We start from the raw sequence: 26,230 nt of genomic DNA, 5'->3' as shown, positions 1-26,230 counted from the left end.
TCGCGGCGCTTCTACGGCCTGAATCCCCCGTCAAGTTTCAGGGTGCTACAGGCCAGAAATTAGACGTAGCACCGAAGCGACCGCACAGTCCGCCGCGTCCACGACGAAGAGTCCGACGGAGGCGAGATGTCCGCGCACGCTGCAGCAGCCCCTTCCCTGAAAGTCGTCCGCCGTTCGCTCAACGAGAGCGTCTACGCGAAAGGGGAGGCCTATACGCTGCTGCACGGCGACAGCCTGGAGCTGATGTCGCAGTTCGAGCCCCAGACGTTCGACATGATTTTCGCCGACCCGCCGTACTTCCTCTCCAACGGCGGCTTCACCTGCAAGGGCGGCAAGCGCGCCTCGGTGGCCAAGGGCGGCTGGGACGTGTCGCGCGGCGTGGAGGAGGACCACAAGTTCACCACTGAGTGGCTCGCGGCCTGCCAGCGCCTGCTCAAGCCCACCGGCACGTTGTGGGTGAGCGGCACCCAGCACGTCATCTTCAACGTCGGCTTCGCGATGCAGAAGCTCGGCTACAAGCTGCTCAACACCGTCACCTGGTTCAAGCCCAACGCGAGCCCCAACCTGGCGTGCCGCTACTTCACGCACTCCACGGAGCTGCTCATCTGGGCCTCGCCGAAGTCCGGCGGCAAGCTCCAGCACACGTTCAACTACTCGCGCATGAAGGCGGAGAACGGCGGCAAGCAGATGCGTGACGCGTGGGTGCTGCCGCCCTCCGGTGACGCCGAGCTGACCGCGGACGGCGAGGGCCGGCTGTGGACGCTCACCGTCCCGCGCGGTGGCGAGGAGAAGGCCTTCGGCAGCCACCCCACGCAGAAGCCGGTGGCGCTGCTGGAGCGCATCCTGGAGGCGAGCTGCCCCCCGGACGCGCTGGTGCTGGACCCCTTCAACGGCAGCGGCACCTCGGGCGTGGCGGCCCTCAAGCTGGGCCACCGCTACGTGGGCATCGACATGGACGAGAAGTACCTCGCCCTGTCGCAGAAGCGCCTGAACGCGGCGGCCTCGAAGTAGTCCCGTCCTGCTCGCGCGTCCTCATTCGCGCGAAAGGATGAGCTCCACGCCCTGACGGGCGATGGGGTGGTAGCGCTCCCCGTGCTTCTTGAAGAGCGCGCGCGCCAGACTCCGGTGCGCATGCGACGCGGAGAGCACCCCGTACAGCGGCTTCAGGTACTTCATCCGGCCCACCTCGCCGAGGAACGTCTCGGTGCGAGCCACGGCCGGCTCCCAGCCCGCGCGCAGCGCCACCACGAGCCACGCCACCAGCACCTCCGAGTTGCGGCTCTCGGTGAGGCTGAAGCGCGCGTCGAGCTGTTGGACGACGTCCCGTGGCAAGTCCCAGGGCAGTGACTCCAGGTAGAGCTGCCACTCGGCTGGCGTCCAGTCCTTCGCCTGCTCCGGCGTGGGCACCTTGCCGCGCAGCGCATCCATGGCCTCCAGCCGCAGGGAGCGCGGTGACGGCGCCCCCGGGGGCACGCCCGGCCGGTGCAGGTACGCCTCCGCGTCCACCTTGGTCAGCACGCCGGGCAGCTCCTTCTCCGCGAAGGCGACGAACTCCTCGGTGGTGAGCGCGCGGAAGCGGTAGGTGGCCAGGTAGCGGCGGAGGAACTCGTCGAAGGCGGGCCGCCCGGCCGCGTCCTCCATGGCGCGCAGCAGCAGGTAGCCCTTCTCGTAGGGAATCTGGGAGAAGGCCTCGTCCGGGTCCACGCCGGCCAGGTGGGTGCGCAGCGACGTCAGCTGCGGGTGCGCGCGGAAGTGTTGCAGCGCGGAGTCCAGCGCGCGGCGGCCCAGCGCGCCGTGCAGCGCCGACACCTCCGGACCCTCCAGGGCCTCCAGGATGCGGCGCTCGGCGAAGACGGTGAACCCCTCGTTGAGCCAGAAGTGCTCCGCGGAGGCGTTCGTCACCAGGTTGCCCGTCCACGAGTGCGCCAGCTCGTGCGCCACCACGTTGACCAGGCTCTTGTCTCCGGTGATGAGCGTGGGCGTGAGGAACGTCAGGCGCGGGTTCTCCATGCCGCCGTAGGGGAACGAGGGCGGCATGGTGAGCAGGTCGAAGCGCTCCCAGTCATAGGGCCCGAAGAGTGACTCGGCGGCGCGCAGCATGTCGTCCACGCCGGAGAACTCCTCCGCCGCGTCCTCCAGCAGCTCCGGCTCCGCCCACACGCGCGAGCGCGGCCCCAGCTCCTTCGGCGCCAGGCTGCCCACCGCGAAGGCCAGCAGGTACGGCGGCACCGGCTGGGGCATCTCGTAGTGCTCCTCCGCCTCCACGCCGTGCTCCTCGCGCCGCAGGAAGCTGGCGGCCATGACGGCCTTGAGCGCCTTGGGAATCCGCAGCGACGCGGTGTAGCGGATGCGGATGCGCGGCGTGTCCTGGAGCGGCACCACGCTTCGGGCGTGGATGGCCTGGCACTGGCTGTAGAGGAAGGGGTGCTTCCCTCCGGCTGTCTGGGAGGGCGTCAGCCACTGGAGCGCGCTGGCGTGTGGCGCCGTGCGGTAGCGCACGGTGAACTGCCGCAGCCCCACCGGCAGCTCGATGCGCAGCCGGCTGCCGAGAATCGGCTCGGAAGGGGAGAGGATGTAGGGCAAGGGACGACCCGCGGCGTCGACGACGTCACGGATTTCCAGGTCCCGGGTATCCAGGTCCAGCGGCCCGGCCGAGGCCTCCTTGAGGGTGTGGGTGACCTCCGCGTGCAGCCGCTGCGTCTTGAAATCGACGCGGGCCCTCCAGTCCAGGGTTTCCGTCTCAGGCTGCGTGCTGTCGTTGTACGAGTGCGGGTCGAGGCGAGCCATGGAGGGCCGGTATCTAGTCGGCTTGTCCTCTGGTGGCGAGTGTCCTGGCCGTCCGAACCGATTGACTTTCGGGTCAATCGCCTACATTTGTGCAATCCCCTCCTTCCCAACAGGGAGCCTTTTCCACATGACGACGCGGATCCGCAAAGTGGCTGTGCTGGGCGCCGGAGTAATGGGCAGCGGCATCGCCGCGCACCTGGCCAACTCGGGCGTGCGCGCGCTCCTCCTGGACATCGTTCCGCCCAAGGCCGCGCCGGGCGAGGACACCTCCTCGAAGGCGTTTCGCAACAAGTTCGCCCAGGGCGCGCTGGCCAACCTGCGCAAGCAGAAGCCGAGCCCCATCGTCTCCGGTGAGGTCTTCACCAACATCGAGGTCGGCAACTTCGAGGACGACCTGCACCGCATCGCCGAGTGTGACTGGGTGGTGGAGGTGGTGAAGGAGGACCTGAAGATCAAGCAGGACCTGTTCGCCAAGGTGGAGAAGCTGATCCGCCCGGGCACCATCGTGTCGTCCAACACCTCCGGCATGTCGATTGTGGGGATGACCGAGGGCCGCGGCGCGGAGTTCAAGAAGAACTTCCTGGTCACGCACTTCTTCAACCCCGTCCGCTACATGAAGCTGCTGGAGCTGGTGGCCGGCAAGGAGACTGCCCCGGAGGTGCTCAAGACGCTGCACCGCTTTGGCGAAGAGGTGCTGGGCAAGGGCATCGTCTACGGCAAGGACACCACCAACTTCATCGCGAACCGCATTGGCGTGTACGGGATGATGCGGACCATCGCCGCCATGGACAAGGCGGAGCTGTCCATCGAAGAGGTGGACAAGATTTTCGGCCCGGCCATGGGCCGTCCCAAGTCCGCCGTCTTCCGCACCGCGGACATCGTGGGCCTGGACACGTTCACCCACGTGGCGAAGAACTGCTACGACACGCTGACGCACGACGAAGAGCGTGACGTGTTCGCCAGCCCCGCCTTCCTCCAGAAGATGGTGGAGAAGGGCATGCTGGGCGACAAGAGCGGCGGCGGCTTCTACAAGAAGCAGGGCAAGGACATCCTCGCGCTCGACCTGAAGACGCTGGAGTACCGGCCGCAGGCGAAGGTGCGCTACGAGTCGCTGGGCGCCGCGCGGGACATCGAGGACGTGCGCGAGCGCGTGGCCTCGGTGATGAACGCCGAGGACAAGGCGGCGAAGTTCGCCGAGGGCGTCACCCTGGACGTGCTGGCCTACACGAGCCGCCGCATCCCGGAGATCGCCGACGACGTGGTCAACGTGGACCGCGGCGTGCGCTGGGGCTTCGGTTGGGACCTGGGGCCCTTCGAGGTCTGGGACGCCTACGGCGTGAAGAAGGGCGTGGAGCGGATGAAGGCCCTGGGCCTGAAGCCGGCCGCGTGGGTGGAGGAGATGCTGGCCGCGGGCCGCGCGTCCTTCTATGGCGTGGAGAACGGCAAGGACACGTACTGGGACATCCCGTCCAAGTCCGTGAAGGTGGTGCCGGAGAACGCCCGCACGCAGCGCGTGGAGTACCTCAAGCGCGGCAACAAGAAGATCGCCGGCAACGACGGGGCCACGCTGTGGGATCTGGGCGACGGCGCGACGCTGCTCGAGTTCCACACCAAGATGAACTCCATCGATGACCAGATCATCGAGATGATGAACACCGCGCTGGACGAGACGGAGAAGAACCACAAGGGCCTCGTCATCGGTAACGACGGCTCCAACTTCTCCGCGGGCGCGAACATCGTGGCGCTGCTGTGGGCGGCCAAGAGCGGCGAGTTCGAGTCCATCCGCAAGCTGGTGACGGGCTTCCAGGCCGTCAATCAGCGCATGCGCTACAGCCCGGTGCCGGTGGTGACGGCGCCCTTCAACCTCACGCTCGGCGGCGGCGCCGAGGTGACGATGGGCGGCAACGCCATCCAGGCCAGCGCCGAGCTGTACATGGGCCTGGTGGAGGTGGGCGTGGGCCTCATCCCCGGCGGCGGCGGCAACATGCAGCTGCTGCGCAACGTGTACGGCCCGTTCGGCACGGACAAGGACTTCGACTTCTTCCCCTTCCTGAAGAAGATCTTCCTCACCATCGGCATGGCGAAGGTCGCCACCAGCGCCGAGGAGGCCCGTGAGGCGGGCTTCCTGACGCAGGCGGACGGCATCAGCGCCAACCGGGACTTCCTGTTGTCCGACGCGAAGGCCCGCGTGCTGGGCATGGCGGACGCCGGCTTCAAGGCGCCCCGTCCCACGCGCTTCCGCCTGCCGGGCACCAGCGGCGCGGCCACCATCGACATGATGCTCTACGACATGGAGCTCAACGGCCAGGTGAGCGCGCACGACCGGAAGATCGCCCAGAAGCTGGCGAAGGTGCTGACGGGTGGCAACACCAGCCCGTCGCTGCTCGTGACGGAAGAGCGCTTGCTGGAGCTGGAGGCGGAGGCCTTCCTGAGCCTGTGCGGCGAGGAGAAGACCCAGGACCGCCTGCAGCACATGATCGAGAAGGGCAAGCCGCTGCGGAACTGACGGCCGGCCAGTATCCATAGGCTACTGAACCAGAGATTCGCTGAATGCCCGGGTGCCCCCCGGGCAAGGAGACATCAAAATGGCTGGTCGAGTCGTGATTGCCAGCGCGGTCCGCACGCCCTTCACCCGCGCGCACAAGGGAGAGTTCAAGGACACCCGGCCGGATACCCTGGCCGCTGTCGCCATCAAGGAGGCCGTTGCCCAGGTCCCGGGTCTGAAGCCGGAGGACATCGGTGACGTCGTCCTGGGCTGTGCCATGCCGGAGGCCGAGCAGGGCATGAACGTGGCCCGCGTGGCCACGCTGCTGGCGGGCCTGCCCGTCACGGTGCCCGCGATGACCATCAACCGGTTCTGTTCCTCCGGTTCGCAGGCCATCGCCCAGGTGGCCCAGGCCATCCAGGCGGGGATGTACGACGTGGGCATCGGCGGTGGCACCGAGTCCATGACGATGGTCCCCATGGGCGGCAACAAGGCGAGCGCGAACCCCGAGGCCATGGAGCGCCTGCCGGAGATCTACACCTCCATGGGCGCCACGGCGGAGAACATCGCGTCGCGCTACGGCGTGTCGCGTGAGGACTCGGACAAGTTCGCCGCCGAGAGCCAGCGCCGTGCCGCCACCGCGCGCGAGCAGGGCAAGTTCAAGGAGGAGATCGTCCCCGTCACCACGACGTACTACGACGATGACGGCGTGGCGCAGAACGTCACCGTCTCGGTGGACACCATCCTCCGCCCGGAGACGACGGCGGAGGGCCTGGCCAAGCTGCGCCCGGCCTTCAACCCCAAGGGCGTGGTGACGGCCGGTAACGCGTCCCCGCTGACGGACGGCGCCGCCGCCGCGGTGGTGATGAGCGAGGCCAAGGCGAAGGAGCTGGGCGTCAAGCCGCTGGGCTACTTCATCGACGCCGCGGTGGCGGGCGTGCCCCCGGAAATCATGGGCATTGGCCCGGTTCCCGCGATCCGCAAGCTGCTGGAGAAGAACAAGCTCAAGGTCGAGGACATCGACGTCTTCGAGCTGAACGAGGCCTTCGGGGCGCAGGCGCTGTACTGCGTGCGCGAGCTGGGCATCCCCGCCGACAAGGTGAACCCCAACGGCGGTGCCATCGCCCTGGGTCACCCGCTGGGCGTCTCCGGCGCGCGCATGGTGGCCACCATCCTGCGCGAGCTGAAGCGCCGCAACGGCCGCTACGGCGTCGTCTCCATGTGCATCGGCGGCGGCATGGGCTTCGCCGCCCTCATCGAGGCGCCCAAGTAGTCAAAGCTTCGACGTGAGCCACTGATTCAAGCGCGGGCCTCGGGGGAAACCCCGGGGCCCGTGTCGTTCCGGGCTCAGCGCGCCGCCGCGGGTTCGTCCGGGTCGTCCACCGGTACGCCGGCCAGGCGCAGCACGCGCAGGGCGTTGGTGGTGTCCACCACGCCCTGGCGCAGCTTGTAGTCGAACATCATCTTCCCGGCCTCCAGGTGGTCCCGGAAGTGGACGTTGACGACATGGGCGCCCGGCTCGTCCGCGAGCACCGCCAGGGACAAGTCGTGCGTCGTCACCGCGCCAATGGCGCCGGTGCCCAGCAGCAGGCGCAGCACCTCGCGCGAGGCAATCTGCCGCTCGCGGGTGTTTGTCCCCAGGAGGATTTCGTCCAGGAGGAACAGCACCTGCCCGCGCGCGGCCTGCGCCGCGTCCAGCACCGCCTTGATGCGCTGCACCTCCGCGTAGAAGTAGGAGACGCCGCGCTCCAGCGAGTCCTTCACCCGCATGCTGGTGAGCGTCTGGAGCGGCGTCAGGCGGAAGTGCTTCGCGCTCACGGGCGCGCCGGCCAACGCGAGCACCACGTTGGCGCCCACCGCGCGCATCAGCGTCGTCTTGCCGCTCATGTTGGAGCCGGTGATGAGCAGCGCGTGCCGGGGGCCGGGCAGGGACACGTCGTTGGGCACCGGCGACTCCAGCAGCGGGTGGCCCAGCGCCGTCGCCTCCACGCAGGGGCCGTTGGCCGCCAGGACGGGCCAGGTGAAGTCCGGCCGGTCATGGGCGAGGCCCGCGACGCAAGACACGGCTTCCAGTTCGGCCAGGGCCTCGAACCACTGGCGCAGCTGCTTGCCGTGGGCCTCGCGCCAGCGCTCCAGCGCGAAGTGCGCGTGGATGTCCCAGAGCGTGAGCCAGTGAATCAGCGGGTGGAACTGGTGGCGCTTGAACTCGATGAAGGAGAACAGCCGGCTGAAGCGCTTGAAGTGCTCGGACACGGGCGGCTGGCCGGGCTGCTGGAGGCCGGACTGGAGCGTCTTCAGGCGCGGGTGCTCGAAGCGCTGGGCCTCCACGCGCTCGAAGAGGGGGGCGTAGCGCACGAAGCCGCGCTCACCCGCCTCCACGCCTTCGTCCACGGCCTTCAGCGGGCGGCGGGTGATGACGGCCACGCCCAACTGCGCGGCCAGACCCGCCCAGAAGGCCGACTCCGGCAGCACCTCGAACTTGCCCAGGACGTAGACGGCCAGCGTCACCAGGGGCAGCGCCACCGCCACTGGCCGGGCCCAGCGGATGGCGTTCAGCTGTGGGCCCAGCTCCGCCCACTGGGTGAACAGCGCCGGGTCCGCCTTCTCGCGCGAGGCGTCCCGCGCGTCCACGCACAGGTCCTGGCGGAAGTCCAGGTTGGGCGCCAGTTCGCGCGCGGCGCCCTGCCTGGCTTCGACCTCCTGGGCGGACGCGGGGGCGGAGAGCCACGCCGCCAACCGTTCTTCTCCAGCGCGCGTGGCCGTCTCGTTGAGGAGCTGGAAGAGGCTGCCCTGTCCGAAGACGTCCAGGTCCGGGGTGTACAGGTGACTGGGGGACAGGAAGCGTTCACCGCGCTCGGTGAAGTCGTGCCAGCCGGGCCCCAGCCGCGCCAGTCCGCGTTCGTTGAGCGTCACGTACAGCTTCGCCCGGGCCTCGCGGCGGAAGACCTGATGGTGGAGGACGGCGAGCACGCCGTAGAGCACCAGCGCGGCGGCGCTGGCCCACCACCACACCTTGGGCAGACGCCCCGCCAGCACGAAGCCCGCGACGCCGGCCGCGGCCAGGAAGGCGAGTGTTCGCAAGTTGGCGTAGCGAGCGCTCACGCGGTCCAGCGCGGTCAGCTCCGCCTGCGCGGCGGCTCGGCGCTCGGTGTACGTACGATGCGGGGATGGGGGCTCGGCGGTGGCGGACACGATGGGCACGCATGCTGGGGTCGCGCGGCGTCCAGGGCAAGCGGCAGGTGCAAATGCGTGACGCCGGGTCGACGGAGGCCCGGCCAACACCCCGTTTCCTGCCCTGATTCGTGTCAGACCCGGCGCGTAGATTTGTCCTCGTTGGCGGTCACGAGGGGGGCACCGGAATGAGCACGTCAGTCATTGATAACCGCGTCGAAATCGTCTTCAGCTTTGACACCACCGGCAGCATGTATCCGTGTCTTGCACAGGTGCGGAAGAAGCTGCGGGGCACCGTGTCTCGGCTGATGAAGGAGATTCCGGGCATCCGCATTGGAATCATCGCCCACGGGGACTACTGCGACGCGGGCTCCACGTATGTCACCAAGATGCTGGACCTGACGGACGACGAGGGCGCCGTCGTCCGCTTCGTGGACCGCGTGGAGCAGACGGGCGGGGGCGATGCGCCCGAATGCTACGAGTTCGTACTGCGCCAGGCGCAGAGCCTGTCCTGGACGGTGGGTTACACGCGGGCGCTGGTATTGATTGGCGACGACGTGCCCCACGGGCCCGCGCAGAATCCACACAAGCTGGACTGGCGCAAGGAGGTGGCCGCGCTGGGGAAGATGGGCATCCCCGTGTATGGCGTGCAAGCCCTGGCGCGCCGCCATGCGACGGCCTTCTACAAGGAGTTGGCGGAGAAGTCGGGCGGCTTCCACCTGAGCCTGGACCAGTTCGCCCACGTCACCGACCTGCTGCTGGCCGTCTGCTACAAGCAGTCCTCGGACGCACAGCTCCAATCGTTTGAGCAGGAAGTGGTGCGCGAGGGCCGGATGAGCCGCGGCCTCAACGTGATGTTCAGCACCATGCTCCAGCGCACGGCGCCGCCGCTCCATGGCGAGGCGGACTTGCGCGCGGTGCCGCCGGGCCGCTTCCAGGTGCTGGATGTGGACCGGACCCAACCCATCAAGGACTTCGTGCAGGAGAACGGCCTGCGCTTCAAGACGGGCCGGGGCTTCTACGAGTTCACCAAGACGGAGACCATTCAGGGCCGGAAGGAAGTGGTGCTCATGGACCGGACGACGGGTGACCTCTACAGCGGAGAGCGCGCCCGGGAGATGCTCGGGCTGCCGCCCGGGGAGACGGTCCGCATCCGGCCCGCCAGCCTGGAGAAGTACGTCGTCTTCGTGCAGAGCACGTCGGCCAACCGGAAGCTGATGGGGGCCTCGAAGTTCCTCTACGAGGTCGAGGACTGGGATGGCGCCCCGTCCGCCGCTGCGTAGCGGGCCGACGGGTCAGTCGCTGTCGCCCGGCTCCGGGGCGGCTGGTGCGGGCTCGATGAAGTGCAGCGTTCGTGGCGTGTCCGTGCCGGAGAGGACGTCCCGGGCCAGCTCCAGGCGGAAGCGGCGTGGCACGCCGTTGGAGGCTGGCGGCTCGGGCGTCACGGTGAATGTCGTGCTTCGGTCGGGGGCGCCCTCGGGTTGGATGCGGAGTTGGTCTCCGAGAGCGGTGTACTGAAACGCGTGGAGCCGGCCGTCGGTGCCCAGTCGCTCCAGGTGTCCGCCTTCGTAGAAGTAGAAGCGCTCGGTCGCGGGGTAGCGTTCGGGGTCCGCGACCCACTGCGCCACGCTCTGTTCCGTTCGCGCCGGGTCGAAGAGGAGCCGCTCGGCGGGCGAGGCCGCCCCAATGGGGGGGACACCAGGGGTTTGCTGTCGTTCGAGCGCCGCGTCCAGGTGCCGCAGAACGTTCGGCTCACGTTCGGTGGCTTGATGGTCGCGGAGGATTTGAAGGGCCTCTGGGCTGGCGTCGAGGCCCAGGGCTCGCACGGCCATCCGCCGGACCTCGGGCGCGGAGTCCTCGAGCGCAATCCGCAGGGCGCGGTGGGCCACCTCCGGGCGGCTGTTCAAGAGGGCCAGGGCAACGGCCTTCCGCGTTTCTATGTCGGGGGCACCTCGCAGGCGCTCCAGCAGCACCGGGGTTGCGTCTGGCGGTGCGGCGTCCGAGGTCCATGCGGAGATGGCGGCGCGCCTGACGCGGAGGAATTCATCCGACAGCGCCTGGCGAAGCGCCGCCCATGCCTCGGGTCCACCGAGTCGACCGAGCGCGGTGACGAGGTCCGCCCGTTCATCTTCGTCGCGTGTCCGGGCCAGCATCTCCAGGAGGGCGCGCGTCGCACCGGAGCAGCCGAGCCGTGCAGTGGCGAGAATCGCTCTTCTGCGGAGCGAAGAATCAGGGGCGGTCAGGAGCTGGCAGATGGGTTCGCAAGCTCTGGCGTCGCCAAGCAGGACGAGCGACTGAAGCGCCTGTTCGCGGACCTGTATCGGGGACGACGCGGAAAGCAGCGGGACGAAGACGCTGGCGGGCACGTGTGCGCGACGGGACAGCGCGCGAAGGGCTGCGAGTTGCACGTCTTCGGCGGCATCCGTGAGGGCTTGGATGAGCAGGCCCTCTGTCGCCTCGCCTTCTCGCGCGAGCAGGGCAACCGCCGCGGTCCTGATGGTGGAGGAGGCCGAAGCCAGGCCGCGCCGAGCCAGGGCACCGGATTCGGGGAGCCCCAGCCGTTGCGCGGTGGCGAGCGCGCTCAGCTTCTCCGCCTCCGGGGCACGTTCGAAGCGTTCGAGGAAGAGGCCGCTCGCGGCCGCCGGGTTCATCCTCGCGAGCGAGTCCATGACGGCGTGCTGCACGGAGGGCTCGGCATCATCCAGCGCCTCCTGGAGGCTCCGCCAGTCCGCGGCGTCCTGTGCGCTCGCCAGCACCCGAGCCGCCAGGGCCCGGACGTCAGCCGCTTCGTCGCGAAGCGCGAGCCGGGCCAGGGCATGGGCTTCGGGCGTCACCAACTCCCGGAGCACTCGCAAGGCCGTCGTCTTCTCGGAAGGGGGACCCGACACCAGGACGTCCTGGGCGACCTGTGTGAAGTCCGCTCGCGCGAGCAGTGCGTCGAGGTCTTCCCGAGTGCTCCGGGTGGGCTTCGTGGCCACCCAATGCAGCAGCTCCCCTGTCGACAGAGGTGCGTTCACGGCACCGCCCTCATGCGCGAAGCGAGAAGGCCGCTGGAGGACGCCTGAGGCTGGTTCATATGGCGCGTGAGAATGGCTGCTCCTTGTCGCCGCGTGCTCCTGAGTCCGGCGTCACACTCCATGGAAGCATCGGGAGGCCGACGTTAGCGTGCGTCCGTGCGCGTCTGGGTGACATTGCTACTGGTATGCGCGGGCTGTGGCGCCTTCGAGTTCCACCCCTATGAACTCCGCGGGCCCCACCGGGACTTGCATGCACGCTCGCTCAAGCGGTTGTCCGGAGCGGAGCCGACGCGGGCCTGCCCAGCCGATACGAACGGGGCTATTACTGGTTCCGCACCGTCATCCGGCCCGCGCTGCTGCTGGGGGCCAGCGTGGGGCGCCCGGTGGAGGCGTTGAACCTGCGGTTCATGGAGGGGTACTTCGAGCTCGTCGCCACCGACGACCGGCTGGTGCAGTTCGTCCGCAATCCCTCCACCGTGAACGTCGAACTCTTCACGCTGGCCCTGGGCGTGAAGCTCCGGTTCTGAAGCGGCGCGTGTGAGCACCGCCCCAGGGCCTGCCGCGAGGTACCGTCAGGGCGTGTCCGTGGCCGTGGCGGAGTCGGGAAGCGTCGACTCCGACGTGCCTCTCAGGCGGCGGAGGATGCGGGGGGCCTCGGCGGCGAGGCGCTCCTTGCCATCGGCCAGGGGGCGGTCGTGCAGGTCGGTGATGACAGTGCCAGGTCGCCCCGCGCCGAAATGGACCTTCAGCTCCTTGCCGATGAGCGCGTAACGCGCCTCCCAGCCCACGGTGGTGAGGAGGTACCGCTGCGGGTCCGGCCGGGTCATCGGAAGGCCGTCACCCAGCATCGCCGGGCTGTGCGTGTCGCCCAGCAGGTCGAAGAGCGTGGACACCACGTCGATGTGTCCGGTGACGGCGTCGACCTGGCCCACGGGAAGCTGGTCGTCGAACACGAGCATGGGCACGTGAAGCTGGGAGGCCGTCACGTCGCTGGCATGGCCTACGCGGCCGTGCTCACGGAACTCCTCGCCATGGTCGCCGGTGAAGAGAATCAGCGGCCGCGTGCCGCGCAGGCTTTCGATGCGCGCCAGCAGCTCTTCGACCTTGGTGTCCACTTCGTAGGCCGAGTTCCATGCGCGGGCCTTGAGGTGCTCGGGAGGCACTCGCGCGGTGGAGAGCCCGCCCTTGCCATTCCAGGCGGGCGAGAAGACGTCGGAGCGCGGTGGGTAGTCGTAGTCGAAGTGCGTGCCGGCGAAGAACACGAACAGGAACAGCGGCGTGTCCTGAGGCGTGGCCTCCACGGCCGCCAGCGCGTCGCGGACCATGGCTTCGTCCCGCAGGTGGCTGCGGCCCGTGTAGTCCGTGCGCAGACCTCCCGTCACGTCGCGGAAGACGGTGTCCTTGAGGCCCATCCAGTCAACGGAGGACGCGGCGAAGAAGAACTGCTGGTAGCCATTGCGGGCCAGCGCGGGGAAGAGGAGGGGCGTGCGGCCCGCGCCCACCACGGCATTGCGGCGCTGGGCCTCCAGCCCGAAGAACATGCTGAACAGCGAGTAGTCCGTGGAGCTGGCCGCGCTGTGGTGATGCAGGAAGCGCGTGCCGCTCTGCGCCCTGCGCCACATGTTCGGCATGATGTCGGCGGTGAAGAAGTCGTCACGCAGGCTCTCCACCAGGACGACGACGATGTCGGGACGGCGGGTGAAGCGCACCTCCGCGGGGTCGATGCTCGCCGCGGGCACGCCCGCCTCGGGGCTCACGCCCAGGCGCAGGCCGGACGCGGGCGCCTTGCCTGTGATGCGCGAGAGGAGGGTGTTCATCCGCACCGGTGCCTGGAGGGGCAGGGTGGTGGTGGCGTGCTGCACGGCGCCGCCGTGGGCGAAAACGAGGGACGCGGTGACCAGCCGCTCGGTGGTGCACAGGGCCGTCAGCAGCACCACCGTGCGCGCCACCCGGCGAGGGCCAAAGCCCCGGCGCAGGAACCAGATGCCCGCCGCCGTGTCGAGCGTGAGGATGACCACCATCGCCCCGGCCAACAGCGCCACCTCCGACGAAGACAGCCCCGTCTCCGCCAGGGCATGTGGCTGGAGCGCCACCGCCAGCACCAGGCCGTTGATGTGGAAGCCCAGTGAGTTGAGCACCAGCGCGTCCAGCCCGAGCAGTACGCCGCCCACCGCTGTCAGCACCGGGAGCGCGAAGCGGTAGCGATGGCCGAGCAGGAAGGCCAGGGGGAGGGTTCCAAGAAAGGCCACCAGCCCCAGGAACAACGCCTGGGCGAAGCTCCCCGCGAGCAGGAGGGGGCGGAGCCCCGGCGCCAGCCGCTCCACGGCCACGCGCAGCGCGCCGCCGAAGTACAGCAGTGCGACGAGCCCGTGGAGCACGCACCAGGTCAGCGCGGTACTCAGGTAGGGCCGGGCTGCTTCGAAGCGCTGGCGGAAAATGGCGGCTGCGGTGGACGCCGCTTCAGACATCCGTGACATTGCTCGGCGCAGCTATTCCGGATGCCGGAACTTCGCAAGCATCAATGAAGTCCGGAAGCGCGTCCCGCTGATGGTGGCGTGCAAGGATGCTGCTCATGCCTCCGCGCAAGCTCGTTCGGCACCTCGTCTGGTTGGAGTCCTTCGCCGCCGCCGTGGAGGCGGGCAGCATCGAGGCGGCCGCGGAGCACCTGGGCGTGGCGCGCTCGGTGGTGAGCGAGCACGTTCGCTCGCTGGAGCTGGCGCTGGCGGAGGGTGCGCCGTTGTTGGAGCGCGGGCCTGGCCGTCGCCTGCAGCTCACGGCCCGGGGGGAGCGGCTCTTCGCGGGCACCCAGACGCCGCTGCATCAACTGGACATGAAGCGGCTGCGCGACCTGGCCAGCGCCGAGCCCGTGGTGCGGCTGGGCCTCAACCCGACGCTGTCCTTGTCCCTGGTGGGGGCCGTGGCGAGGGACGCCGCCGCCGCGGACCTCAAGCTGGTGCTCAGCTTCGGAGGGCCCCACGAGCTGACGCGCCAGGTGCAGACGCGGCAGCTCGACCTGGCGCTCGACTTCACGCCCCTGCCCACCCATGAAGGCGTGGAGTCGGAGTCACTGCTGCGCATGCCCTTCGTCGTGCTCGCCGGGCCGGACAACGCGCTCGCGCGGCAGGCCGCGTCCCGGAAGTCGCTGCGCGTGAAGGACCTGGAGGGGCAGCGCTTCGTGGACTGGCTGCGTGATGACCCCTACGGCGGCGCCAACAGCGCCCGCTTCGCCGCCCACGGCGTGACGGTGGATGAAGTGGGGCGCGCGGAGAGCTTCCTCCTCCTCTACGAATTGCTGCGCGCGTTCCGCGCCTGCTCCATCACTCCGGACCTGCGCCCCATGCACCCGTTTCCACCAGACCTCCATGCGTGGCCCCTCTTGGAAGAGGAGCCCCAGGCGGTCGAGGTGGTGGCCTTGTGGCCTTCGGGAGCGCTCAGTCCCGGCGCCCGGTTGGTATTGGATGGACTTCGCCGCAAGCCAGGTTAGTTCGACGTTAAAACGACGAAGACGTCGATTTCTGACGGATTTCCGTTCGCACAGAGAAGGGATATCTTCAAAAAGTAGAAGAATCCGCCTGAGGTGAATGAATATGACTCCCACGGAACGGACGATTGCCCGCCTGCCTGCTCATCTGCGTCGCTACGTGGTGAGCCAGGACTACGCGGCGTATACGTCGCGGGACCAGGCCGTGTGGCGGAACATCCTGGGCTCCTTGAGGGGCCACCTGGCGGACAAGGCGCACCCCGTCTACCTGGAGGGCCTGGAGGCCACGGGCATCGGTTCGGAGTGCATCCCCAGTCTGGATGAGATGAACGAGAAGCTCGCTCGCCTGGGGTGGGCCTGTGTGGGGGTGCGTGGCTTCATTCCTCCCGCCGTCTTCACGGAACTCCAGGCGATGGGCGTCCTGGCGATTGCCGCGGACATCCGCACCCACGAGCACATCGAGTACACGCCGGCGCCGGACATCGTCCATGAGAGCGCCGGGCACGCGCCCATCATCGCCAACCGCCGCTACGCGGAGTACCTCAAGGCATGTGGGCTGGTGGGGTTCAAGGCCATTGCCAGCGTGGAGGACCAGGCCGTCTTCGAGGCCATCCGGAACCTGTCGGTGGTGAAGGAGGACCCGGACGCCAGCGAGGAGGAGGCGGCGCACGCGCAGGCCCGGCTGGAGGCCGCCAGCGCGAGCCGCCGCTACGTCAGCGAGAGCACGCGGGCGAGCCGCCTCTACTGGTGGACGGCGGAGTATGGCCTCATCGGGAGCGTGGCGTCGCCGCGTATCTACGGCGCGGGGCTGCTGTCCAGCATCGGCGAGGCGCAGCACTGCCTGACGCCGGCGGTGAGGAAGCTGCCGCTGAGCGTGGCCTGCGCGGACATGGACTACGACATCACCCGCATGCAGCCGCAGCTCTTCGTGGCGCGGGACTTCGAGCACCTGTTCGAGGTGCTGGCGGAGTTCGAGTCCACGCTGTCGTGGAAGCGGGGCGGCGACTTCGGCCTGACGGAGGCGCTGCGCGCGCGGACCGTCAATCACCTGGTGCTGGCGGACGGCCGCGAGGTGACGGGCCGGGTGCTGGAGATGCTGGCCGCGCCGCGCGAGGTGGCGCCGGGGCTGGGCACCGCGCTCGTCTGCCTGGAGGGGCCCATCATGGCCTCACGCGGCGGGCGCTCCCTGGACGACAAGCCGTGGAGCGGGCCGGCGTTGGTGGCGTTCGGCGCGGGGGCGTTGCCGGAGCGCGGGCCCTTCAAGCTGTCGCTGGAGAGTGGGCTGGAGCTGGAGGGCTTCGCCACGGACGGTGGCCAGGTGCTGGCGCTGCGCGGCCGGTTGGCGGGGCGCGAGCTGGCGCTGCCCGCGGTGGCGAAGCTCTTCGTCAGCACGCACCTGCCCTCGGTGGCGGGGGGGCCTGCGGATCCAGCGACGTGGGACCGCTGGTACGGCGAGCTGAGTGCCTTCTCGGAAGGGGATGGCGAGGAGAAGGCCCGCGCACGCAAGGCCCTGGCGCTGCACCCGGCGCTGGCCGCCCTCTACCGCGAGGTCCGGAAGATGCGGGAGACGCACTCCGTGAAGCCCGAGCGGCTGAGCCAGATTGCCGCGGCAGCCACGGACTTCCCGGACGACTGGCTGCTTCGCGCCGAAGTGGAAGAGCTGCGCCGCCGCGTCTGAGTCAGCGCCCCCAGTCCTTCTCCTCCAGGCCCTCCCGGAGGACCCAGCGCAGGTGTTCGTCGAAGTCGAAGGTGCAGCCCGAGACGTCGGGCTCCCCGTCCAGCAGCCACGTCGACAGGTCGAAGTCGTCGTGGCGCGCCGGGAAGATGAGCAGCCCGGCGTCGCGACGCATCCCCGTGTCGAAGTAGTAGTAGTCGCTCACGTTCGTGGAGGCGATGTACTGGAAGGGGATGAGCCGCTCGCGGAGCTTCTTCTCGAGGATGGCGGCTTCCAGTTCGTCCTCGTTGTCGCCGAAGGCGCCCTCCTCGACGTACTCCTTGGACCACTGGAGCGTCTCCAGCACCTCGGTGGGGCTCAACATCCGGGCGCGCTCATGTCCCTGCCAGTCCACCGCGGACAGCAGGCCGTGCTGGGAGATGAAGTCGAGGTAGGCCTGGGGAAGCAGCGCGCCCAGCGAGGACTCCAGGACGTGGAGGTCCTGGGCGGCCACCGGCGTGAGTGACACGGAGCGGAGCGGGAGCGTTGTCTCGTGCTTCAGGCGTTCCTGGAGCGCGAGGATGGAATCAATGGCGCGGGACATGCGCGCCATCCTACGCACACCGGGGGCGCGCGTTCGCTGGAAACACCACGGGCCCGGCCACGCGGCATGCGCATGGTCAGGCCCGTCGGGTGTCCTGCTGCCCGTTCGCCGCGGGCGCGCGGACTACTTCTCCTTGCCGGCGATCTTCCGCAGGGCCTTCTGGTCACGCACGCAGAGGATGCGGCCGACGTTGCCGAGCACACCCTCGCGCTTCATCTCATTGATGAGCGTGGACACGAAGGAGCGGGAGGCGCCCACGAGGTCCGCGAGGTCCTGCTGGGTGATGCCGCGCAGGTCCGTCTCTCCACCGTGCGGGCAGCGCTCGCCGTGCGCTTCAACCAGGGTGAGCAGGGTGTCCGCCAGGCGGGCCGGAACCTCCTTGAACGTCAGGCCCAGCACGCGCTTGCGGAGGGCGCGCACGCGCTCGGCGTAGGCGCGGACCACGTCCACCGCCAGGGCCGGACGGGCCTCCAACTGGGCGCGGAAGTCGCGGCCCTCGATGCTCCAGACCTCGGCCTCACCGGCGGCGATGGCCATCTCCTCAATCGGCGTGCCCTCGGGGCGGAACAGCTCGCCGAAGAGGTCGCCCGGGCGGAGGATGGACACCACGGAGCGGGTGCTGTTCTTGCCGATGCGCATCAGCCGCACGCGGCCGGACTTCAGCAGGTAGACACGGTCGGTGTTGTCACCGGGGCGGTAGATGGTCGAGTTGTGCGGGAAGGACTCGACCTTGAAGTAGCCCTTGAAGTCGATGGCCTCCTGGCCGGGCACCAGCTTGTTGGCGGTGACCATCATCCCGGAGCTGGTCGTCTGCAGCGGCGCCACGACGTTGGAACCGATGGGGCCGAGGGGGCGGTTGAAACCGTGCATGGCATTACTCCTGGGAAGGAAACGTAGGGAAGTCGGGCCGTCTGCTTCAGCGGCGAACGGGACTTTCCTTCTCCAAGGTTCGTGCCAGCGGGAATTGAAATGCCGCCGGGACAACACCTCCTGAAATGCCGGGTACTTAGCGCTACAGGCCCGCACCAGCGCCCGTTCTGTGTCCAAAACCTGAAACAGAACGTTCAAACAGTCTGATCAATTTGAACGAAACGTTCAAACCGGGGGCATGAGTGTCGGAGCAGTGACACTGTCCAAGAGTGCTCACGACGCATCCTTCACAGGGAAGGTGTGCACTTGAGGGCTCTGGCTCTGTGCAAGACCGTACTTCTGGAGCTTGCGCTCCAGGGTGGGGCGGCTGATTCCAAGAATCTGGCAGGTGCGACCCTTGTGCCCTTTGGTGACGGTCATCGCACGGGCGATGAGCTGGCGCTCGGCCTCTTCCAAAGTGGGAATCAGGCTGGCGTCGTCCTCGGCCGGCGCGGCGAACATGGCGCTGGCGGTGTGGGCGGAGGTGGCCCGGCCCGGCTCCGGCGAGGGGAGGGGAGACTCCAGGGCGGGCAGGTCGTCTCCGCGCAGGACGTCACCGGGGGCCAGCACCACGGCGCGGGTGAGCACGTTCTCCAGTTCGCGCACGTTGCCACGCCAGGGCAGGCGGGTGAGGCGCTCCATGACCTCGCCGGGTACGCGGGTGACGCGCTTGTGGACCTTCTCGTTGATGCGCTCGAGCAGGTGCTTCACCAGCGGGGGGATGTCCTCGCGCCGCTCGCGCAGCGGGGGAATCTGGAGGGTGATGACCTTGAGGCGTTGGTAGAGGTCCTCGCGGAAGCGGCCGGCCTCCACCTCCTCCACCAGGGCGCGGTGGGTGGCGGCGATGACGCGGGCGCGCAGCTTGATGCGTTTGACGCCGCCCACGCGCTCGAACTCGCGCTCCTGCAGCACGCGCAGGAGCTTGGCCTGGAGCATCAGCGACATGTCGCCAATCTCGTCCAGGAACACCGTGCCGTCCTCGGCCAGCTCGAACTTGCCCGGCTTGCCCGCCGTGGCGCCGGTGAAGGCGCCCTTCTCGTGGCCGAAGAGCTCGCTCTCCAGCAGCGTGTCGACGATGGCCGAACAGTTGATTCCGATGAAGGGCCGGGGCTCGTCGTAGGAGTAGTTGTGGATGACGCGGGCGATGAGCTCCTTGCCGGTGCCGCTCTCGCCCGTAATCAGCACGGTGGCGTGGCTGCCGGTGACCTTTCCAATCTCCTTCACCAGTTGCTGCATCAGCGGGCTGGTGCCCACGATGTCGCCCAGGCGGGCGGCGGCATTCTCACGGTGGACCTCGTCCGCGCGGCGCGACAGCTGGCGGTACTCCAGCGCGCGCTCCACCACCAGGTCCAGGGCGGCCGGGTCCGGGAAGGGCTTGTGGATGTAGTCGAACGCCCCGGCCTTCATGGCCCGGATGGTGGTCTCCATGTCGTGGTACGCGGTGACCAGGATGATGCGCGCGTCCCCGCACAGGCCCTTCATCTCCTCGATGATTTCCAGACCGGTGCGGTCCGGGAGCATCATGTCGAGGATGACCACGCTGGGCATGGCCTCCTGGGCGGCGCGCAGTCCCGCCGCGGCGCTGGTGGCGGTGGCCACCTGGTAGCGGGGCTGGCCGTCCTGCTCGATCTCCTCGAAGTGCATCTTCAGCGTTTCGAGGAGTGAGACGTCGTCGTCGACGATGAGAAGGGTCTCCATGGCGCTCTCAAGTGGCGAACGTCAGCGTCAGCACCACGCCCGGCTCGGCGCTGCCCCGGGCGGCCACGTCCCCCCCCACGCCCGTCATCACCCGGCGCAGGGCGGCCAGGGACAGACCGGCGCCCCGGGCCAGCCGGGAGCCGAAGGGCTCGAAGAGCGAACCGTTCTCCTCGGGGGGCAGGGCGGCGGCGGGGTCGTGGAGCACCATCATCACCTGGTGGGGGCCACCCCGGCGCAGGGCCACCTCCATCGGGCTGCCCTCCGCCTGGCCCATGGCGACGTTGAGCAGCACCTGGGCCAGCACGGGCCGCAGCCGCGTCGGGTCCACCCGGACGCGGGGCAGGTCGGGCTCCTCGTCCACGCGGACCTCCACGCGCCGCTCGGCCAACTCGGGGGCCACCATCTCCGTGGCCTCCTGCACCACGCCGCGCAGCGGATGGGCGTCCAGCTTCGGGGTGGTGTCGCGGCCGTATTCGGAGAGGAGCCAGAGCATGCGCTCCATGGTGCGAATCTCCCGGTTGGCGATGGTGAGCCGCCGCTTGTCCCGGTCATTGAGGCCGGTGTTCCGGGCCAGCGTCTGCACCGCCATCTTCACCGAGGAGAGGGGGTTGCGAATCTCGTGGCTGAGCGAGGAGGACAGCCGTGAAATCTGCACCGGGGGGGCGCCATCCAGCACGGCGTTGAGGTCCAGCACGGTGGCGCTGGCCTCGCCGTCGTCCAGTCCCAGGGACAGGCGGAGGGGGCACGCGTCCTCGCCGCCGAGGTTGGCGGAGACGAACTCCACCGCGCGGCGGTCCTCGCGGGCGCGGGCGTCCAGCTCACGGGCGCGCTTGGGCGACACGCCGAGGACCTCGTGGAGCGGCTGCTCCACCAGGGCCTCGGCGGGGCGCCGCAGGATGCTGGAGAGGTCGCCTTCGGCGCGTGTCACCCGCAGGCTTGGATTCCAGGCGAGCATCGCGGCTTGCAGGAGATGGGTGTTCATTTGATGGGCCTGAAACATACCGACTAAGGTTCCGCGCTGTCCCCATGTCATCTCCGGCGCGTTTTCCTAAGAACCTTGTGGCCTGCCTCCTCTTCCTGTCCGGGGGCACTGCGCTCGTCTACGAACTCGTCTGGTCCAAGTACCTCGGGAATGTCCTGGGGAACAGCGGCCAGGCGCATGCCGTGGTGCTCGCCACGTTCATGGGCGGGCAAGCGCTGGGGGCATTTGTCTTCGGGCGGACAGCCGACCGGGCAAAGAGCCCCCTGGCCCTTTACGGCCTGCTGGAGCTGGGCGTGGGCCTGTACGCGCTGGCCTTCCCCTATGTGCTCGACGTGCTGGGGGCGCTGTGGCTGAACGTGGCCCCGTCCGTGCCGGATGGCTGGCGACTGGGGCCCCGGCTGCTGGTCTCCTCGGCGTCGCTGCTGATTCCCACGCTGCTGATGGGCGGCACGCTGCCGGCGCTGGTGCGGCACTTCGCCTCCAGCCTGTCGGGGGTGCGCTACGAGTTGGCGCGGCTCTACGCCGTCAACAGTCTGGGCGCGGCGGTGGGGGTGTTCATCGCCGGGACGAAGCTGGTGCCCGCCATCGGCCTGTCCTCCTCGGCGGGGCTGGCCGCGGGGCTCAACATCCTGGTGGCGCTGGCCTCGCTGGGGCTGGCCCGGCGCTTCCCGCCCGCGCTGGTGCCAGGGCAGACGCCTCCCGTGGAAGCGGGCGACGCGGAGGTGTCCTATCCGCGCATCGCGGTGAGGGCGGCCCTCATCGGCGTGCTGCTGTCCGGCTTCACGTCCATGCTGTACCAGGTGACGTGGATCCGCCTGCTGTCCATCGTCCTGGGCGCGTCCACCTACGCCTTCACGCTCATCCTCACCGCGTTCATCATGGGCATCGGCCTGGGCAGCTTCTGGCTGATGACGCGCAAGGGCCAGGTGGACTCGCTGCGCCTGTTCGGCCGGCTCCAGGTCGCGCTGGTGGCCAGCATCTGCGTGGCGCTGCCGCTCTACGTCCGGCTGCCGCACCTGTTCCGCAAGGCGCAGTGGATGATGACGCGCTCGCTGGACACCTGGCCGCTGTTCCAGGTGCTGACCTTCGGGTTCTGCTGCCTGGTGCTGCTGGTTCCCACCTTCTTCATGGGCGCGGCCTTCCCGGCGGCGGCGCGCGTGGCCACGGCCAAGGTGTCCGAGGTGGGGCGCCAGCTGGGCGGCGTCTACTTGTGGAACACGGTGGGCACGATTACGGGGTCGGCGCTGGGCGTGCTGGTGCTGATGCCGTGGTGGGGCATGGAGGGCAACTTCATCGCGGGCGTGGCGGCCAACCTGCTCGGCGCGGGGCTGGCCTTCCACGCGGCCCCCGGCCGTCCCGCGCAGCATGCGCGCGCCTTGTGGCCGGTGGCCGCCACGGCGGTGCTGGCGCTGGTGGTGCTGGGCGGGATGAGCGGCTGGGCGGTGCGGTTGTCGGGTATCGCCTCCATCCGCTCCCACGAGAAGCCGCCGGAGAGCTACGCGAAGCTGGTGGCGGAGACGGAGGCCCTCATCCGCCCCATCTTCTACCAGGACGACACCTTCGCCACGGTGATGGTGGCGGACGTTCCCGTGGACAACCTGCGGTTCATGAAGCTCAACGGGAAGGTGGACGCGTCCAACGGGAGCGACGTGGAGACGCAGGTGGTGGCCGGTCACCTGGGCGCGCTGCTGCACCCGCGCGAGCCCAAGACGGTGCTGCTGGTGGGCGCCGGCGCGGCCATCACCGCGGGCAGCGTGCTGGTGCACCCCGTGGAGCACCTGGACATGGTGGAGATTGCTCCCGCCGTCATCGACGCGGCGCGCCTGTTCAAGGCGGACAACCGCAACGCGGTGGATGACCCGCGCACCCACGTGCACGTGGACGACGCCAAGACGTTCATGGCGCTGTCGCCGCGCAAGTACGACCTGGTGGTGAGCGTGCCGTCCAACCCGTGGGTGTCCGGCGTGTCCGGCCTCTTCACGCGGGACTTCTTCCAGACGGTGGACCGGCACCTGGCGGACGACGGCGTGCTGGTGCAGTGGATCCACACCTACGAGAGCAACGAGGAGCTCATCAAGCTGGTGGTCCGCACCCTGCGAGACACCTTCCCGCACGCCACCACGTGGCTGGGGCCGCATGACCTGGTGATGGTGGCCAGCCGCAAGCCCCTGGCCTTCGATGCGGCGCGCCTGGCCGAGCGCATGGGGCATCCGGAGGTGCGGAAGGACTTGTCCCGCGTGGGCATCAACGACGTGTTCGCGCTGCTGTCCAAGCAGGTGCACAGCGAGGCCGGCCAGCTCGAGTTCGCCGGTGAGGGCCCCATCAACACGGACGACCACAACCTGCTGGAGTACGCGTCGCCCATCGCCTTCTTCGTGTCGAACCTGGACGTGCGCGTGAAGGACGAGCGGCGCGCGCCCGAAGGGGCGGACCGCCTCTTCCTGCACGACTACGTCCAGCAGCACCCGCCCACCGCGGAGCAGGCCGCCGGGCTGTACCGGAACATCGAGCGCTACCACGCGCCCAATGACCCCATGGTGCGCGGCGCGGCCGCGCAGTGGCGGCGGCTGGCCCCCGACAGCCCGGAGTCCGCCCTGGCCCTGGGCAAGGCGGCGTTGGCCCAGCAGGATTTGACGCTGGCCGCCTCGCTCCTGGAGCCCGAGGTGGCGCGGGGAGGACGTGAGCCCGCGCTGGTGACGGCCTACCTCCGGCTGGTGACGGCTCGGACCTGGGCTTCGCGCACCATGTGGACGCCTGTAGGTGCCTTGCACGACACCGTGGCCCTGGGGCGCGAGGTTGCGTCCCGGCACCCGGACGACGAACATCTGGCCCGGGCGCTGCGCTCGCTCTGCGAGGCGCTGCCCCGTTCGAGCTGCGAAGGCACCGCCCAGACGCCCGTTGCCGCCCCCGGGGGCCCCTGAAATGGGGGGCTGGATCATCCCAATCGGGCCAATTGCCTGGAATCACTGAGAATTCCTGGCATCCTCCCGATGACCGATGGAGGTGGAAGTGGGATCTGCCCTAGGGTGCGAATCACCCAAGCAGCAGGGTGTTTTTTCCACCACTGCAATCCCCGGAGAGTTCCATGAAGGCGATCTCGAAGAAGCAGCAGCTCCGCAAGGCTCGTGGCCAGGGCATGACCGAGTACATCATCATCGTCGCCCTCATCGCGATCGCCGCCATCGGCGTGGTGACCCTGTTCGGCGACAACATCCGCAAGCTGTTCGGCGCCTCCGCCGACGCGCTGGCCGGTAACGCCTCCGTCGACTCCGAGGCCACCGAGCGTCAGCGCCAGCTGGAGAAGAAGACCATCAAGACGTTCGGCCAGAACAACGCGTACTGAGCCGTGTCCTTCCGGGGGGAGCCGTACCTGCCTCGTGCGGGTGGCTCCTCTCGGGCGGCTGAGGCCGAGGGCTGAGTCGTCAGCCCGGTGCCCGGCCGGAAGTGGCAGCACCCCCGCCCAGGGGCTTGACCCTCACGCGACGTGAGGCCCTACACCTCCTCATCATCAAGAGGTGGAGATGGCCCTGACGGTGAGCCAGGTCGCCCGGCTGGCGAAAATCAGCATCCGCGCGTTGCACCACTACGACGAGCTGGGCCTGTTGTGTCCTTCGGACCGCAGTGAGGCTGGCTACCGGCTCTATTCACAGGCGGACCTCCAGAAGCTCCAGCAGGTGCTCTTCTTCAAGGAGCTGGGCTTCCCGCTGGAGGACATCCGCCGCATCCTGGGCGACCCCACCTTCGACCTGCGCACCGCGCTGCGGATGCAGCGGCAGCTCCTGACGGAGCGGGCCGCCCGTCTGGACGCGCTGGTGCATGCCGTGGACGCGGCGCTGGACGCGCTGGAGAAGGGGACGCACGTGGACAAGGACGCGATGTTCGAGGCCTTTGGCGACTTCGACCCCTCGAAGTACGAGGAGGAGGCGAAGCAGCGCTGGGGAAACACGGAGGCCTACAAGGAATCCGCCCGGAGGACGGCGCGCTACAAGAAGGAGGACTGGAAGCGCATCAAGGAGGAGGGGGACGCCCTCTTCCAGGCGTTGGCGGACCTGCTCGCGGCGGGCACCAGCGCCGCGTCGGCCGCGGCCATGGACCTGGCCGAGGCGCACCGGCAATACCTGGGCAAGTGGTTCTACGCGTGCCCGGCCGCCATGCACCGGGGCCTGGGGGAGATGTACGTGGCGGATACGCGCTTCACGGAGAACATCGACAAGGTGCGCCCGGGCCTGTCGCTGTTCCTGCGGGATGCCTTCGCGGCCAACGCGGAGCGACAGGGGGCCGCCGATGCTCCCTGCGGCTAGCTGAAGCCCAGCCGCTTCAGCATCACCGCGCGGATGGAGGGAATCCGGAAGCGGTAGATGAGCGCGTCCGCGAAGTAGTGCGCCAGCACCACCGCGAAGCCCAGGGACGTCATGGCGCGCAGCAGGGGATGCGTCTCCGCCACGCCCATGTTGCTGCCCAGCGCGCCGCGCACCACGCCCTGCTGGAGCAGGCCGTGCACCGCGCCCAGCGCCAACAGGGGCAGCATGGACGCAATCATCGCCGGGACGATGAACTTCCGCGGCAGCCGGGGCGTGTCACCCTCGCGCGGCTCCAGCATCCGCGCGGTGAGCATGTAGTACTCCAGGCCGTGCATGCCGGGCAGCATGACGTAGCCCCAGGTGGGCGCCACCAGCACCAGCCCGGTCGCCGTCGCCATGGCCAGGAGGTAGAGCACCTTGGGCCCGCTGACGGCCTCCGCGCGCAGCACCGTGCGGAACAGCAGCATGAAGTAGCCCAGCCACACCGCCAGCAGCAGCCCTAGCGTGCCGTGCGGGAGCACCGCCCCCTGGCCAATGTCGAGGTACGCCGGCGCAGCGGGCCCGGGGGCCTCCGGCACGAAGAAGATGCGCACCAGCAGCAGCGTGAGCAGCAGCGGGACGTACATCTGTTGCAGCTTGCGCTCCAGCGCCGACGCGCCGGGCAGGCCGGCCTTGCCCGCGCGCAGCCCGTGGAGTGACCAGATGCCCCGGTGCTGGGACAGGGTGTGGTGCGTGCCGAAGACGTTGAAAATCACCGCCACGCCATACGTGTGCGCCGTGCGCTCCGCGTAGAAGGTGAAGAAGAGCACCGTGCCCACCGCGAGCATGCCCAGCGAACCCGCCAGCACCTGCCGGGGTTGGCCCGGGGCGGACGTCAGCACGTCCCGGTGCACCGCGAAGAGCAGGAACGTGAGGATGACGTGGGTGGCGTTTCCGAGCAGGTTCTGCGCCGTCCAGGCTGAAAGGCGGTGCGCGCCTTCCGCGGCGCCCGGGGCGAGCCAGACGTTGGCGGCCGCCGTGCACAGGGCCAGGGCCAGGGGCAGGGCGACGATGAGGGCATCCGCCCGCGGTGAGAAGAGCCATAAGCCCCGGAAGGCCAGCGCCCCTCCCGGGGAGGGGGCCGTCACGGGGGACGGGGGGT

Annotated in this window: 19 protein-coding genes; 10 read left to right on the top strand and 9 right to left on the bottom strand. The window is 69.1% G+C overall.

Features of this window, described 5'->3' with window-relative positions:
• The first annotated feature begins 126 nt into the window (after positions 1–126).
• Entirely contained in the window at positions 127–1,011 is an 885-nt protein-coding gene (locus tag HNV26_RS26205) for a DNA-methyltransferase (protein WP_171443656.1), read from the top strand.
• A 21-nt stretch (positions 1,012–1,032) separates the two neighbouring features.
• Here HNV26_RS26205 and HNV26_RS26200 read toward each other — a convergent pair whose 3' ends face one another.
• The gene (locus tag HNV26_RS26200; protein ID WP_171443655.1) at positions 1,033–2,787 is read right to left on the bottom strand and encodes a M1 family metallopeptidase; all 1,755 of its coding nucleotides are present in this window, start codon (positions 2,785–2,787) and stop codon (positions 1,033–1,035) included.
• 127 nt (positions 2,788–2,914) lie between these two features.
• Here HNV26_RS26200 and HNV26_RS26195 point away from each other — a divergent pair, with 127 nt between their 5' ends.
• Both HNV26_RS26195 and HNV26_RS26190 read left to right on the top strand, forming a co-directional pair.
• Positions 2,915–5,293, top strand: coding sequence for a 3-hydroxyacyl-CoA dehydrogenase/enoyl-CoA hydratase family protein (locus tag HNV26_RS26195; protein ID WP_011555109.1), 2,379 nt, complete (start codon positions 2,915–2,917; stop codon positions 5,291–5,293).
• Between the two features lie 79 nt (positions 5,294–5,372).
• Positions 5,373–6,545, top strand: coding sequence for a thiolase family protein (locus HNV26_RS26190; protein WP_171443654.1), 1,173 nt, complete (start codon positions 5,373–5,375; stop codon positions 6,543–6,545).
• A 74-nt stretch (positions 6,546–6,619) separates the two neighbouring features.
• On the opposite strand, the gene HNV26_RS26185 is transcribed toward HNV26_RS26190, so the two are convergent.
• A complete protein-coding gene (locus HNV26_RS26185; RefSeq protein WP_436410064.1) occupies positions 6,620–8,473 on the bottom strand; it encodes a MutS-related protein in 1,854 nt (617 codons plus the stop codon).
• Positions 8,474–8,631: 158 nt separating this feature from the next.
• Here HNV26_RS26185 and HNV26_RS26180 point away from each other — a divergent pair, with 158 nt between their 5' ends.
• On the top strand, positions 8,632–9,726 hold the full coding sequence (locus HNV26_RS26180; RefSeq protein ID WP_171443653.1) for a vWA domain-containing protein: 1,095 nt from the start codon (positions 8,632–8,634) through the stop codon (positions 9,724–9,726).
• A gap of 12 nt (positions 9,727–9,738) precedes the next feature.
• Here HNV26_RS26180 and HNV26_RS26175 read toward each other — a convergent pair whose 3' ends face one another.
• Positions 9,739–11,460 carry a HEAT repeat domain-containing protein gene (locus HNV26_RS26175; RefSeq protein ID WP_171443652.1) on the bottom strand — a complete coding sequence of 574 codons (1,722 nt, stop codon included), beginning with the start codon at positions 11,458–11,460 and terminating at the stop codon, positions 9,739–9,741.
• Positions 11,461–11,831: 371 nt separating this feature from the next.
• On the opposite strand from HNV26_RS26175, the gene HNV26_RS26170 reads away from it, so the two are divergent.
• A complete protein-coding gene (locus HNV26_RS26170) occupies positions 11,832–11,987 on the top strand; it encodes a hypothetical protein (RefSeq protein ID WP_253817048.1) in 156 nt (51 codons plus the stop codon).
• A gap of 45 nt (positions 11,988–12,032) precedes the next feature.
• Here the strand turns inward: HNV26_RS26170 and HNV26_RS26165 are convergent, their stop codons facing one another.
• A complete protein-coding gene (locus HNV26_RS26165) occupies positions 12,033–13,928 on the bottom strand; it encodes a sulfatase-like hydrolase/transferase (RefSeq protein WP_253817047.1) in 1,896 nt (631 codons plus the stop codon).
• A 104-nt stretch (positions 13,929–14,032) separates the two neighbouring features.
• Between HNV26_RS26165 and HNV26_RS26160 the strand changes: the two genes are divergently transcribed.
• Together HNV26_RS26160 and HNV26_RS26155 are read left to right on the top strand one after the other, a co-directional pair.
• Positions 14,033–14,944 carry a LysR family transcriptional regulator gene (locus tag HNV26_RS26160; protein WP_436410063.1) on the top strand — a complete coding sequence of 304 codons (912 nt, stop codon included), beginning with the start codon at positions 14,033–14,035 and terminating at the stop codon, positions 14,942–14,944.
• Positions 14,945–15,047: 103 nt separating this feature from the next.
• Entirely contained in the window at positions 15,048–16,619 is a 1,572-nt protein-coding gene (locus HNV26_RS26155; RefSeq protein WP_171443662.1) for an aromatic amino acid hydroxylase, read from the top strand.
• A gap of 1 nt (position 16,620) precedes the next feature.
• On the opposite strand, the gene HNV26_RS26150 is transcribed toward HNV26_RS26155, so the two are convergent.
• The 4 genes from HNV26_RS26150 to HNV26_RS26135 form a co-directional block, all read right to left on the bottom strand.
• On the bottom strand, positions 16,621–17,199 hold the full coding sequence (locus HNV26_RS26150; RefSeq protein WP_171443649.1) for an SMI1/KNR4 family protein: 579 nt from the start codon (positions 17,197–17,199) through the stop codon (positions 16,621–16,623).
• 123 nt (positions 17,200–17,322) lie between these two features.
• Positions 17,323–18,069: a Crp/Fnr family transcriptional regulator MrpC gene (gene mrpC, locus HNV26_RS26145; protein WP_002634092.1), complete on the bottom strand. Its 747-nt coding sequence runs from the start codon at positions 18,067–18,069 to the stop codon at positions 17,323–17,325.
• Positions 18,070–18,342: 273 nt separating this feature from the next.
• A complete protein-coding gene (locus tag HNV26_RS26140) occupies positions 18,343–19,806 on the bottom strand; it encodes a sigma-54-dependent transcriptional regulator (protein WP_171443648.1) in 1,464 nt (487 codons plus the stop codon).
• Positions 19,807–19,813: 7 nt separating this feature from the next.
• Entirely contained in the window at positions 19,814–20,788 is a 975-nt protein-coding gene (locus tag HNV26_RS26135; protein ID WP_366816973.1) for a sensor histidine kinase, read from the bottom strand.
• A 77-nt stretch (positions 20,789–20,865) separates the two neighbouring features.
• Between HNV26_RS26135 and HNV26_RS26130 the strand changes: the two genes are divergently transcribed.
• The 3 genes from HNV26_RS26130 (at position 20,866) to HNV26_RS26120 (ending at position 25,089) form a co-directional block, all read left to right on the top strand.
• Complete coding sequence (locus HNV26_RS26130; protein ID WP_495525096.1) at positions 20,866–23,709, top strand: fused MFS/spermidine synthase; 2,844 nt, start codon at positions 20,866–20,868, stop codon at positions 23,707–23,709.
• Between the two features lie 164 nt (positions 23,710–23,873).
• Positions 23,874–24,131: a hypothetical protein gene (locus HNV26_RS26125; protein WP_026114034.1), complete on the top strand. Its 258-nt coding sequence runs from the start codon at positions 23,874–23,876 to the stop codon at positions 24,129–24,131.
• Positions 24,132–24,309: 178 nt separating this feature from the next.
• The gene (locus tag HNV26_RS26120) at positions 24,310–25,089 is read left to right on the top strand and encodes a MerR family transcriptional regulator (RefSeq protein ID WP_171443645.1); all 780 of its coding nucleotides are present in this window, start codon (positions 24,310–24,312) and stop codon (positions 25,087–25,089) included.
• Here HNV26_RS26120 and HNV26_RS26115 read toward each other — a convergent pair.
• A partial coding sequence (locus tag HNV26_RS26115; protein ID WP_216612721.1) for a hypothetical protein occupies positions 25,086–26,230 on the bottom strand: 1,145 nt, incomplete at its 5' end. The genes HNV26_RS26120 and HNV26_RS26115 overlap by 4 nt on opposite strands.

It is taken from the genome of Myxococcus xanthus (assembly GCF_013116825.1).
Taxonomy (GTDB): Bacteria; Myxococcota; Myxococcia; order Myxococcales; family Myxococcaceae; genus Myxococcus; species Myxococcus xanthus_B.
Note: the sequence above shows the minus strand (reverse complement) of the source record. Positions and strands in the feature narration are given on the sequence as shown.